The sequence below is a fragment of the Acinetobacter sp. Marseille-Q1618 genome (assembly GCF_902809855.1).
Lineage (GTDB): Bacteria > Pseudomonadota > Gammaproteobacteria > Pseudomonadales > Moraxellaceae > Acinetobacter.
Window position 1 is genome coordinate 1,034,480 of sequence record NZ_CADDWJ010000002.1, and the last position, 16,858, is coordinate 1,051,337.

Sequence of the window (16,858 nt, forward strand, 5' to 3'; positions counted from 1 at the left end):
GATGTAGTTATAATACGAAAAAACTATGCAACAATCATGATGACTCGTGTGTGTTGAATGTAAAATTGCATTTCAGCATGTAATTAGCATCATTAAAATCACTATGTAGTTAGATTATATAATAAATTATATTGTTATTCTAATATTTTTTGAGTTTTTTTAAGCAGTTAAGTTTTCCATACAGCCAAATTATAGAATTGAATAACAAATTTTAACGTATTTAGGTGTTAAAGCGTTAATCTTAGGGAAATAACAGGAATAAAAAGACTTTCCTTAAGGTGGTCTTTTTAGATTGATTTCAAAGTCAGAAACTAAACGTTTCGTTTGTCTTGCAGAAAAATTAAGGCAACATATAAACAAGAATCCCCAATTATGGAGATTCTTTTTAGATTAAAGCCTACGTACACCTTCGGTGTTTGTCTTGCGTAATTTTTAGAGCAGTGCTTTTAAAATTACACTCGAAGCATAGCTTCTCGCCTTGCGTTCGGGTGGAGCAGTACCTTTAAAACTTTTACGTTTCAATCAAATACTACGCAGACTTCGTCTTTGTCTTGCGTAATTTTTAGAGCAGCACTTTTAAAATTACACTCGAAGCATAGTTTCTCGTCTTGCGGCGTGGCGGAGCAGTGCTCCGCTTCATCACGCCTCAGGCTTTAGGCCTTCAGCCTTTTCCAATGATTCATCATTGTTAAAGAATTTCTCACGCTGTTCTTCAAGAAATTTTTTCGCATCAGCTTCAAATACATTCAAGCGCTTTTCATTAATTAAAGTTGTTTGATGTTTCAGCCATTCTTGCCAAGCTTGTTTAGACACCGTGTCAAATAACTCTTGACCTTTTGCACCTGGGAATGGTGCAAAATCTAAAGCTTCCATTTCTTTTTGATATTTACGGCAAAATACTTGTCGAGACATATCAATACTCCAGATTGAATTAAGAAGATTAAGCGTAAAGTTTTTCTAAACGTGCATAGGCACGTTCAATTGCCGCAGCAACCTGTGCAGGTGCAGTTCCGCCAATGTGGTTACGTGCATTCACTGAGGCTTCTAAAGTTAATGCTTTTTCAAAGACATCCGCTTGGATTAAGTCTGAAAATTGTTGCAGTTGTTCTAGGGTCAGTTCCGATAAATCTTTAGCTTCTTGTACACCTAAAGCAACTGCTTTACCTACGATTTCGTGCGCATCACGGAATGCAACGCCATTTTTAACCAAGTAATCGGCTAAGTCTGTCGCAGTAGAGAAGCCACGAAGCGCTGCCTCACGCATGATTTCAATATTTGGAACTAGCGCTGGGATCATGTCCGCAAAAGCCATAAGAGAACCACGAACAGTATCGATTGCATCAAACAAAGGCTCTTTGTCTTCTTGGTTATCTTTATTATAAGCAAGCGGTTGACCTTTCATAAGCGTCAATAAGCTCATTAGATTACCATAAACACGACCTGTTTTACCACGGATCAACTCAGGCACATCTGGGTTTTTCTTTTGTGGCATGATCGATGAACCAGTACAGAAACGATCAGGAATATTAACAAATTTAAACTGTGCCGATGTCCACAAAATCATTTCTTCTGACATGCGTGATAAATGCATCATAATTAAAGATGCAGCAGCATTAAATTCAATACCAAAATCACGATCAGAAACCGCATCAAGTGAGTTTTCTGTAACCGCTTCAAAGCCTAATAGTTCAGCGGTATAAGCACGGTCAATCGGGTAGGTAGTTCCTGCAAGTGCAGCAGATCCTAACGGCATGCGGTTGGTGCGTTTACGACAGTCAATTAAACGTTCAGAATCCCGTACTAACATTTCAAACCATGCCATCAAATGATGACCAAACGTCACAGGCTGAGCAGTTTGTAAATGGGTGAAACCTGGCATAATAGTATCGGTATTTTTTGCCGCTAAAGCCAAAATACCTTTTTGTAACTTTTCTAATAATTTTAAAATTTCATCAATTTCATCACGAACATATAGACGAATATCGGTTGCAACTTGGTCATTGCGGCTACGTCCTGTATGGAGTTTTTTACCTGTAATACCAATACGTTGGGTTAAACGAGATTCGATATTCATATGCACATCTTCAAGGTCGATGCGCCATTCAAACTGACCTGCTTCAATTTCAGCTTTAATGGTATTTAAACCATTGATAATGTCATCACGTTCTTGTTCTGTTAAAACGCCAACTTTCGCAAGCATCGTAGCATGGGCAATCGAACCTGCAATATCTTGTTTATAAAAGCGTTGGTCAAATTGCACAGATGCTGTAAATTCAGCAACAAAAGCATCAGTTGCTTCAGAAAAACGACCGCCCCACATACCCGAAGTTTGGGTTTGTGACGGATTTGAGGAATTAGAAGATGTGGTCATGTCGGCTCATTTAAAAAGCAGTAGAACTGGAAAAGAGTATAGCAAATTCAAGCTTATTTTCCGTAACGCAGTAACATGAAACTGGTTTAAATATGCAAAATGCTCAAAATCGCTCACATTTTTTTAGCAAAATCAGCCAATGGCAATATTTTGTTGAGCTTTTTATTGGCAGTAATGTCTTGGCTTTGCTATTGGCATTGGCTGAAGCACAGTCATGGTCAAATTTACAGTTAAATCATGTGCTGCAATATATTTTATATATTAATTGGGTGTTATTGGCATTTACGGCATGGATTGACTTTTTTCAACATAAACTAAAAAAAATGAGTGATGTTCAAGCCGCAATATTTGGTTTTGTTTTGCTTGAGCTGATTGTTTGGGTGACCACAGTTGTTTTAAATATTGTATTACATTGGGGTGGGCATTTTTCATTAAGTCAATTAAACAGTGATATTGCTTTTGAAAATGTCATTTTACATTTGAGTTATGGCGCACTCTTGGGGGCGTTTTGTCTGCGTTATATCTATATGCGTGGACAATGGTTTAAACAACAAAATAGTGAATTAAATGCGCGTGTACAAGCCATGCAAGCACGTATTCACCCACATTTTTTATTTAACAGCTTAAACAGTGTGGTGAGTTTAATTAGCATTGATCCTGATAAAGCTGAGCAAATGCTGATTGATTTGTCGAAATTATTTCGAGTCAGTTTCCAAGAGTTAAAACTGGTGACTTTGGCAGAAGAAATTGAATTATCTAAAAAATATATTGGGATTGAACAAATTCGACTGGGAGATCGTTTAAATGTCGAATGGAATATTCAACAACCTGAACTGTTGCACAAAGTCAAAATTCCTTTGCTAACCCTACAACCGCTGGTTGAAAACAGTATTTTTCATGGTGTTGAGAAGAAGCATATCAATGCAAAAATCGGGATACTGGTTGAAATATTGCAAAATCAAGTCACTATAGTCATTACTAACCCATTTATACAGGATAGAATGAATTTGAGAGAAGGACATGGTATTGCATTGGAAAATGTAAAACAGCGCTTACATGCGCACTTTGGGGATTCTGTTCAATTTCGAAATTTTGCAGGAAATGGACGCTTTACCACAGTTATGCAATATCAATATAAGTAATACAATTCGTGATGAATACATTAAAATAATGATGATGTAAAAGGAGGGAAAATGGACATCCTAATTTGTGATGATGAGCCTCTAGCAATTGAGCGATTGTCACGGTTAGTATCGCAATTGGGGCATCATGTGGTTGCAACTGCGCAACATGGTCAGCAAGCATTGGAACTCGCAGCGCAATATGCACCCGATGTGGTTTTGTTGGATATCCAAATGCCAGAAATGGATGGCTTGGAGTGTGCTAAACATTTAAGTCAACTTGACCCTATGCCTGCAATTATTTTTTGCACAGCTTATGACGAGCATGCGTTACAGGCGATTCAATCTCAAGCAAAAGGATATTTGTTAAAACCAATCGCGAAAGACGATTTAAACGCAGTATTGGAGAGTTTAACCAAGTTAACTCAAGCCCAAATAACTAACTTAGAAAAAAAAGAACTCATGGAAGAAAAAGTGCAAAGACAGCAAATTGCTGCAAAAACTTATCGTGGTCTGGAGTTGATACCCATTGAAAATATTTATTATTTTTTAGCGGATCAAAAATATGTCACTGTGCGCCACAAAAATGGCAGTGTGCTTATCGATGAAACTTTAAAAGATTTAGAGCAGGAGTTTGCTGATAAATTTATTCGTATCCATCGTAATGCTTTAATTTCTTTAGATTATTTAGATGGTTTGGAAATGGTGGCTTCTGGTCAGTACCAAGTCCGCTGTCGTGAATTGGGCGAAAAATTAGCAGTAAGTCGCCGACATTTACCAAGTTTAAGAGAGCGTATGCAAAATCTATAATGTCTTTGCTTTATACTTTCTCACATAATTTACTTGCATTTTTAGAGCAGGACGTTAAGTTTAGAGTGTTTAAACCTTTGGCAAAGCTGAAATGATGAAAACCCTGAAAATAGCGACCAGACAAAGTCCGCTTGCGATGTGGCAAGCTGAATACATTCGTGACCGATTGGAGGCACTTCATCCGCACATTTCTGTGGAGTTGGTGACCTTTGTGACGCAGGGCGATAAAATTTTAGATACACCATTGGCAAAAATTGGTGGAAAAGGTTTATTTGTTAAAGAGTTAGAAGCAGCACTACTGGATGGGCGTGCCGATTTGGCTGTGCATTCGATGAAAGATGTACCAATGCAATTGCCTGAAGGCTTAGAGCTTGCAGTGATCTGTGAGCGAGAAGACCCATTTGATGCTTTTGTGTCAAATCAGTATGCAAAATTTGAAGATTTACCACACGGTGCAAAGCTCGGTACGTCAAGTTTACGCCGTAAATGTCAGGTCTTAAAACAACGTCCAGATTTAGAAGTGATTGATCTACGTGGTAATGTTGGTACACGTTTATCAAAGCTGGATGCAGGACAATATGATGCCATTATTTTAGCCAGTTCAGGCTTAAAACGCTTAGGTTTACATGAGCGTATTCGTCATACACTTGCACCTGAAATAAGTTTGCCTGCGGTAGGACAAGGCGCTTTAGGCTTAGAGTGCCGTAGTGATGATCAAGAGGTTTTGGATTTGATCCTGCCTTTAATGCATCATGAAACCAATGTCTGTGTGCGTGCAGAACGTGCTTTCAATGCATATTTAGAAGGTGGTTGCCAAGTGCCGATCGCAGGTTATGCAACTTTAGATGAGCAAACCATTCAGCTCGAAGGACGTGTCGGTAGTCCTGATGGTCAAACATTATTGGTACAACAAGTTCAAGGACCCGAAGATCAAGCTGAGCAAATAGGTGTGCAACTAGGTAAAGCATTGCTTACATTGGGTGCGGGTGATTTACTCAAAGCACTGTATCATCAAGATTAATGTTATTTATAAATACTCGACCGACTGACCGTGCTCAGGCATTAACCCAATGTCTGGCACAAACAGGGTTAACAGTTGTTGAGCTGCCTTTATTGGCGTTGTCTGCTCGTTCTTTCTCACCAGAATTGCAAATATTGTATCAACAGTTATTTGATACTGATGTGATTGTGGTGGTGAGTCCAACTGCTGTTGAAATTGGCATGCAGTATTTACAACAAAGTGGCTTGCATCTAGCACAATTAGAGCATATTGAATGGATTGCTGTGGGGCAAACGACAGCACAAGCCTTAAAAAAATATCAGATTGAAAGTTTAGTTCCTAGTGTGGAAACTTCAGAAGGCATGTTAGGGCTGAGTATTTTTGAAAATCGAGAAAATCTAAAAAAAATAGCATTTTGGCGTGGTGAGGGTGGACGTCAGTTTATGATGCAACACTGCCAAAGTCGTCAGATTGAAGTATTAAACTTTGTTTTATATGAGCGCCATTTACCAGCAACAACATCGGAAAAATATGTCGAGATGTTATCCATATTGCCTGATTTTTGTGTGCCTTATGTAGTCTGTATCAGTAGTGAGGCAAGCTGGTTAAACTGGTTAGATTTAAATGTATCTAATTTAACCTTGGTTCAGCAATGTCATTATTTGGTATTGGGTGAACGTTTGTATCAAATTTTGCAAGAATATAAGAAAAATGCAGGGATGTGTTTTAATATCAGCATCCTTGATAATTTAAAAGCCAGTACGGTGTTGCAGCAAATCCAGCAATTGCAAAGGAATGTATGAAAAAGTTTATCTATCTCTTATTTTTTATAGCGATGGCATGGCTGATTAAACTTAGCTATGACTTTTATCATGTATCCAAACAACTCACAGAGATTCAAAATAGTTTGCATCAAAGTGAGCAAAAAAATGCCACATTAAATGATCAGGTGGTGGCGTTACAACGAGATCCTTCAACCAACAAAGCAACACCTGCTAAAAATACGCAAAATAGTAGTGTGCCTAAACAGCCTGAAACTCAAACTATTCAAGCCTCGACCGTCATTAAGCAACAATTAGAGTTGGTGAAATTTGCCTTGCAGCAACAGCAGTTTATTTTTGCTTTAGAACAATTGGTTTTGCTAAATCAAAATCTTGATAAATACAATTTAGCAGAATCACTTAAAGGAAGTTTGCATCAAGCGATTCAACAAGATATACAAAGTATTCAAAAGTTTAGTCAAGCACGTCAAGAACAACAGCAACAGTTAAATAATGCGCTACATCAATTAGACCAAGATATTCACAGTGAAATTCAACATCCAAATTTAAGTCCTGCCAAACCCAATGCTGAACATTTCTGGCAACGCTGGTTTCAAGTTCAACGGGTAGATCAACAAGCTCCAGAATTGGTGAATCGCAGACTGATTTTAAAGGAAAGTCAGTTGAGAATTATTTTGGCACAGCAAGCGTTACTGCGTGGTGAATATGTTGAATATCAAAATATGTTAAAACTGGTGATTCAACAATTAGACCTGTTACCTGATGCTAAAAGTCAAAAGCTCAAACAACAGTTAATCAAAATACAGCAAATGCCAATTTTGACAGTACCTAAACTCAATACAGCCACGGTATTGGGGTGAGTAGATGAAGCAAATTGTTCTAGTGTATGGATTTATTGCTTTAATTATTTTGGCATTGCTGAGTTTACTTAGCTATTCCGCAGGTGCGGGTTATATTTATATTTATTGGCACGCGATACAAATCCAAACCAATATTTGGATGGTGGTATTTTTCTTTCTTATTTTAAGTTTTATTGCACATAGCACTTGGTATTTGATTAAACGTTATGTTAATCGAGAGCGCCGTAAAATTGAAAATGCCTTGAGTTTTAGTCGATTACATCCTTATGAGCAATTGGGTGTAGTCTGGTTATTAGAAGGTGAACGCGATAAACAAGATTTTATTGAAACGATATTTAATCAGTCGGCTTTATTAAAACAAATCGTTCAGGCTCGACTTTTGTTTAGACAGCAAGATTATGCAGCAGCATTAAAAACACTTGAGCAAAGCTCAACCGCTGCGTTTGAGTTAGCAGAAATACAACGTATAGAAATTCATTTGGCACAAAATCAAGCCCAGCAAGCACTTACCCATTTAGAATTTTTAAATGGGCATCAACTCTCCCCTTGGTTAAATCAAGTCAGTGATGCATATGCACATAAACTACAAGCATTATGGGGCGATTTTGCTATTCAGTATCCATTTCAGTATTTACATTCTACTCAATTTGGAAAGTTATTAAGTTTAGAAACCAAACAACAGTGGTTGACTGAATTATTATCTCAAATTGAAAATGCAAGTTTGGAAGAAAATGAGCTTATTCAGCAGCGCTATTTAAATATAGAGCCTTCTTTAGAGCAGTTGCCTTATGCAATCAAAGTGCTCTGGTTAAAATTATTAACCCGTTATCCTGAAATGGGGCAGCAACATCAAAATCTAGCTTTGCATTTATTAAATGAAAAATTTGATCAAGATGTATTTTATTTATTGTTCCAACAACATTTATTGCGTCAAAACCCAGATTATGAATATATTGAGCAGCAAATTGATGCTCTAGAGAAAAAATATTTAGGTATTCCTGTTTTTGCTTTTGCCAAATGGCATATCTATAATGCAACAGGAAAAACTGAGCAAGCTGAACAATTATTGTCTTTATATCCAGACGATATTCTGATGAATTATTTAAGGATTAAATCGACTTTAAAAGGCGATGAAACACTGATTTTACAGTTAAATTCAATTTTTGAAAATGATGCAAATTTTGTTAAATTTAAAATTTAAGGACAATTCATGATTGAACTATCACATTATCCCGTTATTTATAAGCAAAAAGTCGCATGGGGCGATATGGATGCATTTGGTCATGTGAATAATGTGCAATATTATCGTTATATTGAAAGTGCAAGAATTGAATATTTTGATGCCTTAAATGTATTTGCTGAAGAAACTCTAACCGTTGTTGCTTCAAGTCAATGTAAATATTTAAAGCCTGTTTTTTATCCAGATCATTTAAAAATATATACACGAACAGATGAAATGCGAAATAGTGCGATTCGTATGCATTATGTTTTATATAGTGAACAACAACAGCAAATCATTGCAGAAGGTGAGGCTGTGGTGGTCTTTGTGGATAAAGTGGACATGAAGAAAATGGCGATTCCTGAAAGCTTGAGACAGAAAATAATCGTTTTAGAAAGTCAGGTTGGAAATCATTTAAAATAGAATATTTTTTTAGTTTATGTGTGAAATTTAAGTTGGTTTATATTTTATTTAAATCATCAATATTAAAATTTGCTTAAATAAAACCTAGATATTTTAAAATATTAAGTGTTAATGGTGGCTTTTATAAAAAATGGCTATATTCTTTTTTTGTTTATTTATGTGAGTATCGCTGTGGTTAAGTATTGCTAATTAATATTATTAAAAATATTATAACCAAGAATTATTTCGAATAATTATTACATTGACTATGGAGTTAATATGATGCCGGATATTAGTAATCTTTCAGTAGAAGAGTTAGAGCGTTTAACAGCACAAGCAGAAGCATTGATTGAATCAAAAAAAGATCAAAAAATTGAAGATGCGTATAATAAAATTTTAGAAATTGCTGAATCCGCAGGTTTAACTTTAGAGCAATTTATCGAGTATGGCTCACATAAACGTAAAAAAACCACACGTAAAGCAGTAGAGCCACGTTATCGTAATAAAAATGACGCTTCAGAAACATGGACAGGGCGTGGTAAACAACCGCGTTGGTTAGTTGCTGAAATCGAAAAAGGTGCAAAATTAGAAGATTTCTTGATCTAATCTTCATCTTAATGTCATTCAATCCCCATAAAATCCAAAAACCAAGCAAATCTGCTTGGTTTTTTTATAAGAGTGAATTGGAGATATTCAAAAATTATGCATAATGTGTAGCTAGGGCATCATCTTGCATGGAAGAATAAATGAATATGTTGGTATGGCTAGATGAATAAAAAATCAAAACAGTTAACTTGGTGGATGATTGGCATCATTGCCTTTTTTGTTTTTGTATTATTGCAAGTTCCAGCGACATGGTTAATCTCAAAATTTTATAAAAATAATCAAAGCCTACAAAACGTCAGCGGTAATATTTGGCAAGGTCAAGCAGATTGGCATAAAGGTAATTTACGCGGCTCAATCACTTGGCGCACGCGTCCTTTGGATTTGATTTTATTGCGTGCGGGTGCAAATATTGAAATTCATAGCGGACAAACACAACTTAAAGGTGTGGCTGCGTATGGTTTAGGGAAGCGGGTTACGATTAAAAATATGACAGGGCAAATTGCCCCTGAAACGCTAAAAACTATTGTAGATTGGCAATGGCCCAGCAATGCCATTCAACTGAAAGACGTAAGTTTTAAATTTAAAAAAGACACAGGTTTTAGTGACAGTGATGGACAATTACAATGGGCAGGCGGTGAGCTGATTTACACCTATGCACAACGTCAAGATCGCATGAATATGCCGTCACTGAATGGTCAGTTGAAAGATGAAGCTGGAAAACTTATTTTTGATATCCAAGATCAACGTAGCCAGAAAATGGTTAATCTGACGCTTGATCCAAGCATGATGTTAGATGTTCAATTAACACAGCGTTTTTTGCTTAATGTTCCGTCTTATGATGGTAAAGCAGGTTTAGATACTTATGTGATTAGTAGTCGTCAACCCTTATTGCAAGGTGGGGTATAACGATGAATATTAAACAACAATTTGAACACATTTCTTGGAAAAAACTAGATCATCTTGCGCCTGTGGTTTTACTGTTGCTTATTTTGGCTTTGTGTTGGAAATTAGCAGCCATGTTTTGGTGGACAATTGCACCACCACAAGTGATGCAACCTGAAACCGTACAGTTGGGTGCGCAACAACCACAAGTTCCTAATATTTCAAGTTTTGCGCTGTTTTATGAAGCCAATAAAAATCAAGCACAAGCAGATGAAAGTATTCCTATGCAGCTGCAAGGGGTTGTGGTGGGCTATCCAAGCCGCAATTCTTCTGCCGTGATCAAGGTGAATGAAGTGGCTGACCGTTTTGTGGTGGGGCAAGATATTGAAAATAGTGGCTATCAATTATCAGAAGTGTATTGGGATCGGGTCATTTTACGACAAGCCAGCGGTGCAACACGTGAATTGAAATTTAATAGCTTGGGCAATTTATACCAGCCTATTGAGCCAAATCAAGCAGGTTCATCAGGCGTTGCTCCTCTACAACAAGAAGCGCAGCCTACTCAAGAGCCTTCGCCAAGTAATAGCCAAAATGCATTGACGCAAGCAATTGAGAAAATGAATCAAGACAAAGATCAATATTTAAAAAATATGGGTGTCAATACGCAAGGCGGGCAGGGGTATGAAGTTACAGACCAAACTCCTTCAGCACTCCGTAATAAATTAGGCTTAAGATCGGGTGATCGCATTATTTCTTTAAATGGGCAGCCTGTAGGTCAAGGACAAAGTGATGTACAACTGCTAGAACAAGCAAAGCGTGATGGCAAAGTACGAATCGAAATTAAGCGTGGTGATCAGGTGATGACCATTCAGCAAAGTTTGTAAGTGATCAGAACTACAAATAGAACTAGGAAAGATAATAAGTTATGGCTTTTTTGAATCATCGACCAGTCTGGGCTCTCGTGGCTGCTGCTCCTTTAATGACGGTTATCAGTACGGCAAGCTATGCACAAACGTGGAAAATCAACTTACGTGATGCGGACTTAACCGCTTTTATTAATGAAGTTGCGGACATCACCGGTAAGAACTTTGCGGTTGATCCTCGTGTGCGTGGTAATGTGACTGTGATTTCAAACAAGCCATTAAATAAAAACGAAGTCTATGACTTATTTTTAGGTGTGTTGAATGTCAATGGTGTGGTCGCTGTGCCTTCAGGCAATACCATTCGCTTGATTCCAGACAGCAATATCCGTAACTCAAGTGTGCAGTATGATCCACGTAATAATGCACGTGGCGATCAGATCGTGACACGGGTGATTTGGCTTGAAAATACCAATCCCAATGATTTGATTCCTGCACTACGTCCTTTAATGCCACAGTTTGCACATATGGCAGCGATTCAAGGTACCAATGCCCTAATCGTTTCAGATCGTGCTAGTAATATTTATCAAATTGAGACCATTATCCGTAACTTAGATGGTACGGGACAAAATGATATTGAAGCAATTACTTTGCAGTCTAGCCAAGCAGAGGAAATTATTACTTTACTCGATTCTATGGCAGCCACAGGCGCTTCAAAAGATTTTGCAGGTTCTCGAGTGCGAATTATTGCGGATAAACGTACCAATCGCATTATCTTAAAAGGTGATCCAACCTCACGTAAACGCTTACGTCATATGGTAGAGATGTTGGATGTGCCTTCAGCGGATCGTTTAGGCGGATTAAAAGTATTTAAATTAAAATATGCCAATGCAAAAAATTTATCTGAAATTTTACAAGGTTTGGTCACAGGTCAAGCAGTAAATTCCAGCACTAACAATAATAATGGCACAAGCAATACTTCAATGAGTAGCTTAACCAATAGCAGTAGTAGTGGCTCTTCAATCAGTAATACATCTAGTAGTGGTTCAAGTGCTACAGGTTCATCAATTAATTTAAATAGTAATTCTTCGAATAATAACCAAAACAATATCAGTAGTTTTAATGCCAATGGCGTCAGTATTATTGCGGACAGTACCCAAAACGCGTTGATCGTAAAAGCTGAGCCACAACTCATGCGTGAAATTGATGCTGCAATTCAACAGTTGGATGCGCGCCGTCAACAAGTTCTGATTGAGGCTGCGATTATAGAAATTGAAGGAAGTGATACTGATCAACTCGGTGTGCAGTGGGCGATGGGAGATTTAAGTACAGGTGTAGGCTTGATTAACTTCTCTAATGCAGGCTCAAGTTTGGCTAAGCTCGCAGCAGGCTATGCAGCCGGAGGTGCTGCGGGTATTGGGGCTGCTTTGCTAGATAATGGAAAAGGTGGTGCAGGAACATCTTTAGTGCTTGGCGACTACAAAGAAGGTGCAAATGGCTCACGCAAACTCTATGGTGCGATGATTCAAGCTTTAAAAGAAAAGACCAAGTCTAATTTGTTATCTACTCCTTCTATTGTGACTATGGACAACGAAGAAGCTTATATTGTGGTGGGTGAAAATGTTCCTTTTGTTACAGGTTCGGTGAGTACAACGGGGGGTACTGCAAACCCTTATACCTCAATTGAACGTAAAGATGTCGGGATTACCTTAAAAGTAACGCCACAAATTGGTGAGGGTGGTTCGGTGCGTCTTGCGGTTGAGCAAGAGGTTTCTGATGTTAAAAATAATCGTGGTCAAGCAGCAGATTTGGTTACTAGTAAGCGTGCGATTAAGACCACAGTATTGGCGGATCATGGACAAACAGTCGTTTTGGGCGGTTTAATTTCAGATGACACGACATTAGGTCGCCAGTCTGTACCTTTCTTGGGGGCGATCCCGGGTTTAGGGCGTTTATTTAGATCAGACAATAACAACAATAAAAAACGTAATTTATTGATTTTTATTCACCCAACCATCGTGGATGACAATAACGATATGCGTCGTTTAACGCAGCAACGTTATGATCAAGCGTATGGTTTGCAATTGGCAATGGATAAAGATGGAAATTTTGCCAAACTGCCTGCTCATGTTGAAGATGTCTATCAACAGCGTTTGCCATTAACCTCTAATTCACAAACTCAGCCGAAGATTGTGCAGCCTACGCCACAAAATTATCAACAAGTACCTTCTGGTGGTAAAAATCAAGCTGTGACAACGCCTGTGGCAGAAGATCAGTCGCAAATTCAGCAGCAAAAGGTGAATTAAATTCTAGCCTAACTTATTTTTTATGTAGAAATGATGTGGGATTCAGTGTGATGTACGGTGGTGGGCACTATTAAAAACTGAATTTCACATGTTAATATGTTTTTGAATCAGAATGAGAAGATCATCATGACTTGGAAATTAAAGGCAATTAGCGCAGAACTTGAAGGCAAAGAATTACTCATTGACAAAGATATGTTAGTGGGTCGTCATCAAGATGCAGAAATTCAATTGCAATCGGCTGAAGTCTCTCGCCGACATGCTGCTTTTTTAGTAAAAGATGATGCACTTTGGGTTCAAGATTTAAAATCATCAAATGGCACATTTGTAAATGATATGCGTGTTGATGATCAAAAACTATTAAAAGACAATGATATTGTTCAATTTGCTAGTTTAAAATTTCATGTCTATGCACCTACTGTACAAGCAGAGATTGCTACTGAACAGGTGACACCTGTGGTTGTGCCGGACGTTGTAGAAGAAATTGTACAACCTGTAGAAGCAATTGCAACTTCAGAAATTGAGCCAAAAGTTGTGGAAAAGACAGCCGCACAACAAATGAATGAGCAAGGTATGCCTGAGCTCTCTGCACGAGATGAAAATGTTCAATTATCTCGTGATGGTATGCCGACCAATATCGGTGTACCAAAACCTGCGCCAATTCCGAAGGATGTTGATATTCATGCGCCAAGCACACCAGAAGCATGTGATATTAAAACACCTGATGTTTGTGTAGAGAAAGAAGCTGAAACGCAAAAAAATGCAAAAATCGGTTTAATCACCATCATTGCTTTGGTTATTTTAGCAGTGATGGCTTGGCTATTTTTTAAATAAGCCTTGTTTTCGATTTACAATCAAGGCATGCAATCGCATGCCTTTGTTTTATCAGTGATCATTGGATGTAAAGTATGAATGTTGCAAAGTTGGATCAACGAGAACTTATTTTATTTGATTTGGATGGCACGTTGGTTGACTCTGCCTTTGACTTATACCGAGCAATGAATCTGAGTTTAGAGCGCTTAGGACTGCCTTTAGTCACAGAAGCGCAAGTGCGTATTTGGATTGGTAAAGGGACTGCATTATTTTGTGAAAGCACTTTACGCTACTTAAAAGGGAAAGTTGATCCTGATTTGCAGCAGCAATTATTGGCTACTTTTTTAGAGATTTATAATGCTGATCCATGTGTGGATACCCAGCCATTTCATGGCGTTTTAGAATTTTTACAATGGGGAATACAAAATAATAAGAAACTGATTTGTGTGACCAATAAGCCTGAACAGCCTGCACGAAAAATTTTAGAAATATTAAAGATGGATCACTACTTTGTAGATGTGATTGGAGGAGATCGTTTTGATCAACGTAAACCTGATCCGATACAGTTGAACTACTGTATAGCGCACTATCAATCATCGGCTGAAAAAACCTTAATGATCGGTGATTCAAGCAATGATGTAGAGGCTGCACGCCGTGCGCAGGTTGATTGTGTTGTTCTCAGCTATGGCTATAATCATGGTGAAGATATTCAGTTGTGTCAGCCACAACAAGTGATTGATGATGTGATGGAATTATTAGCTTAAAAGCGTGTGACTCCCTGCAAAAATAAGCTGCAAAATAAATTGATGAAAAGGAAAGAGGAATGAACAGTAAAAAAGTTTTTCGATGGCGACACTAAGAATGATCCATATTTCAATCAACTTAGTAAAATCGAAAAAGAGAATTTCCTGATGACCACATATAATCAATTTGAGCAATTAAAAGCAGCAGGCTATAACTTAATTCCTGTCTATCGTCAGCGTTTAGCAGATACAGATACACCATTATCAGTTTTTGCACGACTTAAAGACCATCAGCAAGCATATTTATTCGAGTCTGTGGAGGGTGGGGAAAACTGGGCACGTTACTCGATCATTGGCTTGGGTGAATCAACTGTGTTCTCTTGCAATGCAGGTCAGTTGACTATTCAATATGCCAATGGTGAATTGAGCCAACAAGCATGCGCAGACCCATTTCAATATATTCGAGATTTTCAAGCACAATTTAAAGTACCGTCACATGACTTAATGCCAGCATTGCCACAGTTTACAGGTGGTTTGGTGGGTTACTTTGGGTATGACTCAGTACGCTATATCGAGCCACGTCTAAAAAATGTTCCTGAAGCTGATCCTGTGGGTTTACCAGACCTATGGATGATGCTGTCAAAAACAGTGATCGTGTTTGATAACTTAAAAGATACTTTGTTTTTAATTGTGCATGCAGATGTTCATGATGCAGAAGCATATACAAAAGCACAGCAACAATTAGATGAGCTAGAAGCTTTACTGGCAACACCGATTAGCCTGCAAGCAAAAAAACACACAGCACCGCATTTTGAATCCTTAACGGGCAAAGAAAAATTCTTAGAGTCAATTGAAACGGTTAAAGAATACATTCGTGCAGGTGATGTCATGCAAGTTGTGCCTGGACATCGAATGGTGTCGGACTTCGATGGTGAGCCTTTACAAGTGTATCGCGCATTGCGTCATTTAAATCCATCACCATATTTGTTTTTAGTACAAGGGCAGACCTTAGAAGATAATCAACCTTTTCATATTGTCGGTTCCTCACCAGAAATTTTATCTCGTTTGGAAAGTGGTATTGCTACAGTAAGGCCGCTTGCAGGTACACGCCCACGTGGAAAAACCAAAGAAGAAGATTTGGCATTAGAACAAGACTTGCTTTCAGATGAAAAAGAAATTGCAGAACATTTAATGTTGATTGATTTAGGGCGCAATGACGTTGGTCGTGTCTCAAAAATTGGTAAAGTCCAAGTAACTGATCAAATGGTGATCGAACGTTATTCACATGTCATGCATATTGTTTCGAATGTGCAAGGTGAAGTATTAGATGATGTGGATGCTTTGGATGTTTTTAAAGCAACTTTCCCCGCAGGTACACTTTCTGGCGCACCAAAAATCCGTGCAATGGAAATTATTGACGAAGTTGAACCCGTAAAACGTGGAATTTTTGGTGGTGCTGTTGGTTATTTAGGCTGGCATGGTGAAATGGACATGTCGATTGCGATTCGCACCTGTGTGATTCGTGAAAATAAGGTCTATGTGCAGGCTGGAGCGGGCTTAGTTTATGACTCAAATCCCGAATCTGAGTGGAATGAAACCCAAATAAAAGCTCGCGCAGTGATCAAAGCGGTTGAATTATCATCAAATGGATTGATTTTATAGGTTTTTCGCAATTTTTTTTAAAAAAACACTTGCAAGGATTTTTGTTTTTGCTAAACTGCACACCGTTCCGATACGAAACGTACGAAACAAAAGAAACGCCGGCATAGCTCAGTTGGTAGAGCAACTGACTTGTAATCAGTAGGTCCACAGTTCGAATCCGTGTGCCGGCACCATCTTAAAGTTTTGTGATAAAGTAGTAAAGGTTCAACACTGAAAGTAAGTGTAATTGGTGAGGTTCCCGAGCGGTCAAAGGGAGCAGACTGTAACTCTGCCACGAAAGTTTCGAAGGTTCGAATCCTTCCCTCACCACCATTAACTTTGATTGAAGTGGTTTATACCAACATTAAGCGGGAGTAGCTCAGTTGGTAGAGCGGTAGCCTTCCAAGCTACATGTCGCGAGTTCGACCCTCGTCTCCCGCTCCAA

At 38.2% G+C, this 16,858-nt stretch carries 16 protein-coding genes and 3 tRNA genes; 17 read left to right on the forward strand and 2 right to left on the reverse strand.

Going from position 1 to position 16,858, the window contains the following annotated elements:
- Positions 1–639: 639 nt before the first annotated feature.
- Positions 640–912 carry an oxidative damage protection protein gene (locus HUS24_RS12045; RefSeq protein WP_173912231.1) on the reverse strand — a complete coding sequence of 91 codons (273 nt, stop codon included), beginning with the start codon at positions 910–912 and terminating at the stop codon, positions 640–642.
- Between the two features lie 28 nt (positions 913–940).
- A complete protein-coding gene (argH, locus tag HUS24_RS12050; protein WP_173912232.1) occupies positions 941–2,371 on the reverse strand; it encodes an argininosuccinate lyase in 1,431 nt (476 codons plus the stop codon).
- A gap of 92 nt (positions 2,372–2,463) precedes the next feature.
- Here argH and HUS24_RS12055 point away from each other — a divergent pair, with 92 nt between their 5' ends.
- The 17 genes from HUS24_RS12055 to HUS24_RS12135 all read left to right on the forward strand — a co-directional run bounded on the left by HUS24_RS12055 (position 2,464) and on the right by HUS24_RS12135 (position 16,857).
- Positions 2,464–3,513, forward strand: coding sequence for a sensor histidine kinase (locus HUS24_RS12055; protein WP_254433855.1), 1,050 nt, complete (start codon positions 2,464–2,466; stop codon positions 3,511–3,513).
- Positions 3,514–3,564: 51 nt separating this feature from the next.
- Complete coding sequence (locus HUS24_RS12060; RefSeq protein ID WP_173912233.1) at positions 3,565–4,302, forward strand: LytTR family DNA-binding domain-containing protein; 738 nt, start codon at positions 3,565–3,567, stop codon at positions 4,300–4,302.
- Between the two features lie 94 nt (positions 4,303–4,396).
- On the forward strand, positions 4,397–5,323 hold the full coding sequence (gene hemC, locus HUS24_RS12065; RefSeq protein WP_173912567.1) for a hydroxymethylbilane synthase: 927 nt from the start codon (positions 4,397–4,399) through the stop codon (positions 5,321–5,323).
- Complete coding sequence (locus HUS24_RS12070) at positions 5,323–6,105, forward strand: uroporphyrinogen-III synthase (protein WP_173912234.1); 783 nt, start codon at positions 5,323–5,325, stop codon at positions 6,103–6,105. The genes hemC and HUS24_RS12070 overlap by 1 nt, the downstream gene beginning before the upstream one ends.
- On the forward strand, positions 6,102–6,944 hold the full coding sequence (locus HUS24_RS12075; protein ID WP_173912235.1) for a hypothetical protein: 843 nt from the start codon (positions 6,102–6,104) through the stop codon (positions 6,942–6,944). The genes HUS24_RS12070 and HUS24_RS12075 overlap by 4 nt, the downstream gene beginning before the upstream one ends.
- A gap of 4 nt (positions 6,945–6,948) precedes the next feature.
- Entirely contained in the window at positions 6,949–8,145 is a 1,197-nt protein-coding gene (locus HUS24_RS12080) for a heme biosynthesis protein HemY (RefSeq protein ID WP_173912236.1), read from the forward strand.
- Positions 8,146–8,154: 9 nt separating this feature from the next.
- Positions 8,155–8,586, forward strand: coding sequence for a thioesterase family protein (locus tag HUS24_RS12085; protein ID WP_173912237.1), 432 nt, complete (start codon positions 8,155–8,157; stop codon positions 8,584–8,586).
- A 258-nt stretch (positions 8,587–8,844) separates the two neighbouring features.
- A complete protein-coding gene (locus HUS24_RS12090; protein ID WP_173912238.1) occupies positions 8,845–9,171 on the forward strand; it encodes an H-NS family nucleoid-associated regulatory protein in 327 nt (108 codons plus the stop codon).
- 162 nt (positions 9,172–9,333) lie between these two features.
- Complete coding sequence (gspN, locus tag HUS24_RS12095; protein ID WP_173912239.1) at positions 9,334–10,077, forward strand: type II secretion system protein N; 744 nt, start codon at positions 9,334–9,336, stop codon at positions 10,075–10,077.
- A gap of 2 nt (positions 10,078–10,079) precedes the next feature.
- The gene (locus HUS24_RS12100; protein ID WP_173912240.1) at positions 10,080–10,937 is read left to right on the forward strand and encodes a type II secretion system protein N; all 858 of its coding nucleotides are present in this window, start codon (positions 10,080–10,082) and stop codon (positions 10,935–10,937) included.
- 41 nt (positions 10,938–10,978) lie between these two features.
- Positions 10,979–13,219, forward strand: coding sequence for a type II secretion system secretin GspD (gspD, locus tag HUS24_RS12105; protein ID WP_173912241.1), 2,241 nt, complete (start codon positions 10,979–10,981; stop codon positions 13,217–13,219).
- Positions 13,220–13,345: 126 nt separating this feature from the next.
- A complete protein-coding gene (locus tag HUS24_RS12110; protein WP_173912242.1) occupies positions 13,346–14,050 on the forward strand; it encodes an FHA domain-containing protein in 705 nt (234 codons plus the stop codon).
- Between the two features lie 74 nt (positions 14,051–14,124).
- Positions 14,125–14,793: an HAD-IA family hydrolase gene (locus HUS24_RS12115; protein WP_173912243.1), complete on the forward strand. Its 669-nt coding sequence runs from the start codon at positions 14,125–14,127 to the stop codon at positions 14,791–14,793.
- A 147-nt stretch (positions 14,794–14,940) separates the two neighbouring features.
- Positions 14,941–16,434, forward strand: coding sequence for an anthranilate synthase component I (gene trpE / locus HUS24_RS12120; protein WP_173912244.1), 1,494 nt, complete (start codon positions 14,941–14,943; stop codon positions 16,432–16,434).
- 97 nt (positions 16,435–16,531) lie between these two features.
- Positions 16,532–16,607: transfer RNA gene (locus HUS24_RS12125), tRNA-Thr, on the forward strand.
- 55 nt (positions 16,608–16,662) lie between these two features.
- Positions 16,663–16,746, forward strand: a tRNA-Tyr gene (locus tag HUS24_RS12130).
- A 35-nt stretch (positions 16,747–16,781) separates the two neighbouring features.
- A tRNA-Gly gene (locus HUS24_RS12135) sits at positions 16,782–16,857 on the forward strand.
- Position 16,858: the final 1 nt, after the last annotated feature.

Excerpts from the sequence above, each read along its gene's own strand:
- HUS24_RS12060 (WP_173912233.1), top strand. The coding sequence starts at position 3,565 with ATGGACATCCTAATTTGTGATGATGAGCCTCTAGCAATTGAGCGATTG.
- HUS24_RS12070 (WP_173912234.1), top strand. The coding sequence starts at position 5,323 with ATGTTATTTATAAATACTCGACCGACTGACCGTGCTCAGGCATTAACC.
- HUS24_RS12085 (WP_173912237.1), top strand. The coding sequence starts at position 8,155 with ATGATTGAACTATCACATTATCCCGTTATTTATAAGCAAAAAGTCGCA.
- HUS24_RS12080 (WP_173912236.1), top strand. The coding sequence starts at position 6,949 with ATGAAGCAAATTGTTCTAGTGTATGGATTTATTGCTTTAATTATTTTG.
- HUS24_RS12115 (WP_173912243.1), top strand. The coding sequence starts at position 14,125 with ATGAATGTTGCAAAGTTGGATCAACGAGAACTTATTTTATTTGATTTG.
- HUS24_RS12100 (WP_173912240.1), top strand. The coding sequence starts at position 10,080 with ATGAATATTAAACAACAATTTGAACACATTTCTTGGAAAAAACTAGAT.
- gspN (WP_173912239.1), top strand. The coding sequence starts at position 9,334 with ATGAATAAAAAATCAAAACAGTTAACTTGGTGGATGATTGGCATCATT.
- HUS24_RS12075 (WP_173912235.1), top strand. The coding sequence starts at position 6,102 with ATGAAAAAGTTTATCTATCTCTTATTTTTTATAGCGATGGCATGGCTG.
- HUS24_RS12110 (WP_173912242.1), top strand. The coding sequence starts at position 13,346 with ATGACTTGGAAATTAAAGGCAATTAGCGCAGAACTTGAAGGCAAAGAA.
- hemC (WP_173912567.1), top strand. The coding sequence starts at position 4,397 with ATGAAAACCCTGAAAATAGCGACCAGACAAAGTCCGCTTGCGATGTGG.
- gspD (WP_173912241.1), top strand. The coding sequence starts at position 10,979 with ATGGCTTTTTTGAATCATCGACCAGTCTGGGCTCTCGTGGCTGCTGCT.
- HUS24_RS12090 (WP_173912238.1), top strand. The coding sequence starts at position 8,845 with ATGATGCCGGATATTAGTAATCTTTCAGTAGAAGAGTTAGAGCGTTTA.
- HUS24_RS12045 (WP_173912231.1), bottom strand. The coding sequence starts at position 912 with ATGTCTCGACAAGTATTTTGCCGTAAATATCAAAAAGAAATGGAAGCT.
- argH (WP_173912232.1), bottom strand. The coding sequence starts at position 2,371 with ATGACCACATCTTCTAATTCCTCAAATCCGTCACAAACCCAAACTTCG.
- HUS24_RS12055 (WP_254433855.1), top strand. The coding sequence starts at position 2,464 with ATGCAAAATGCTCAAAATCGCTCACATTTTTTTAGCAAAATCAGCCAA.
- trpE (WP_173912244.1), top strand. The coding sequence starts at position 14,941 with ATGACCACATATAATCAATTTGAGCAATTAAAAGCAGCAGGCTATAAC.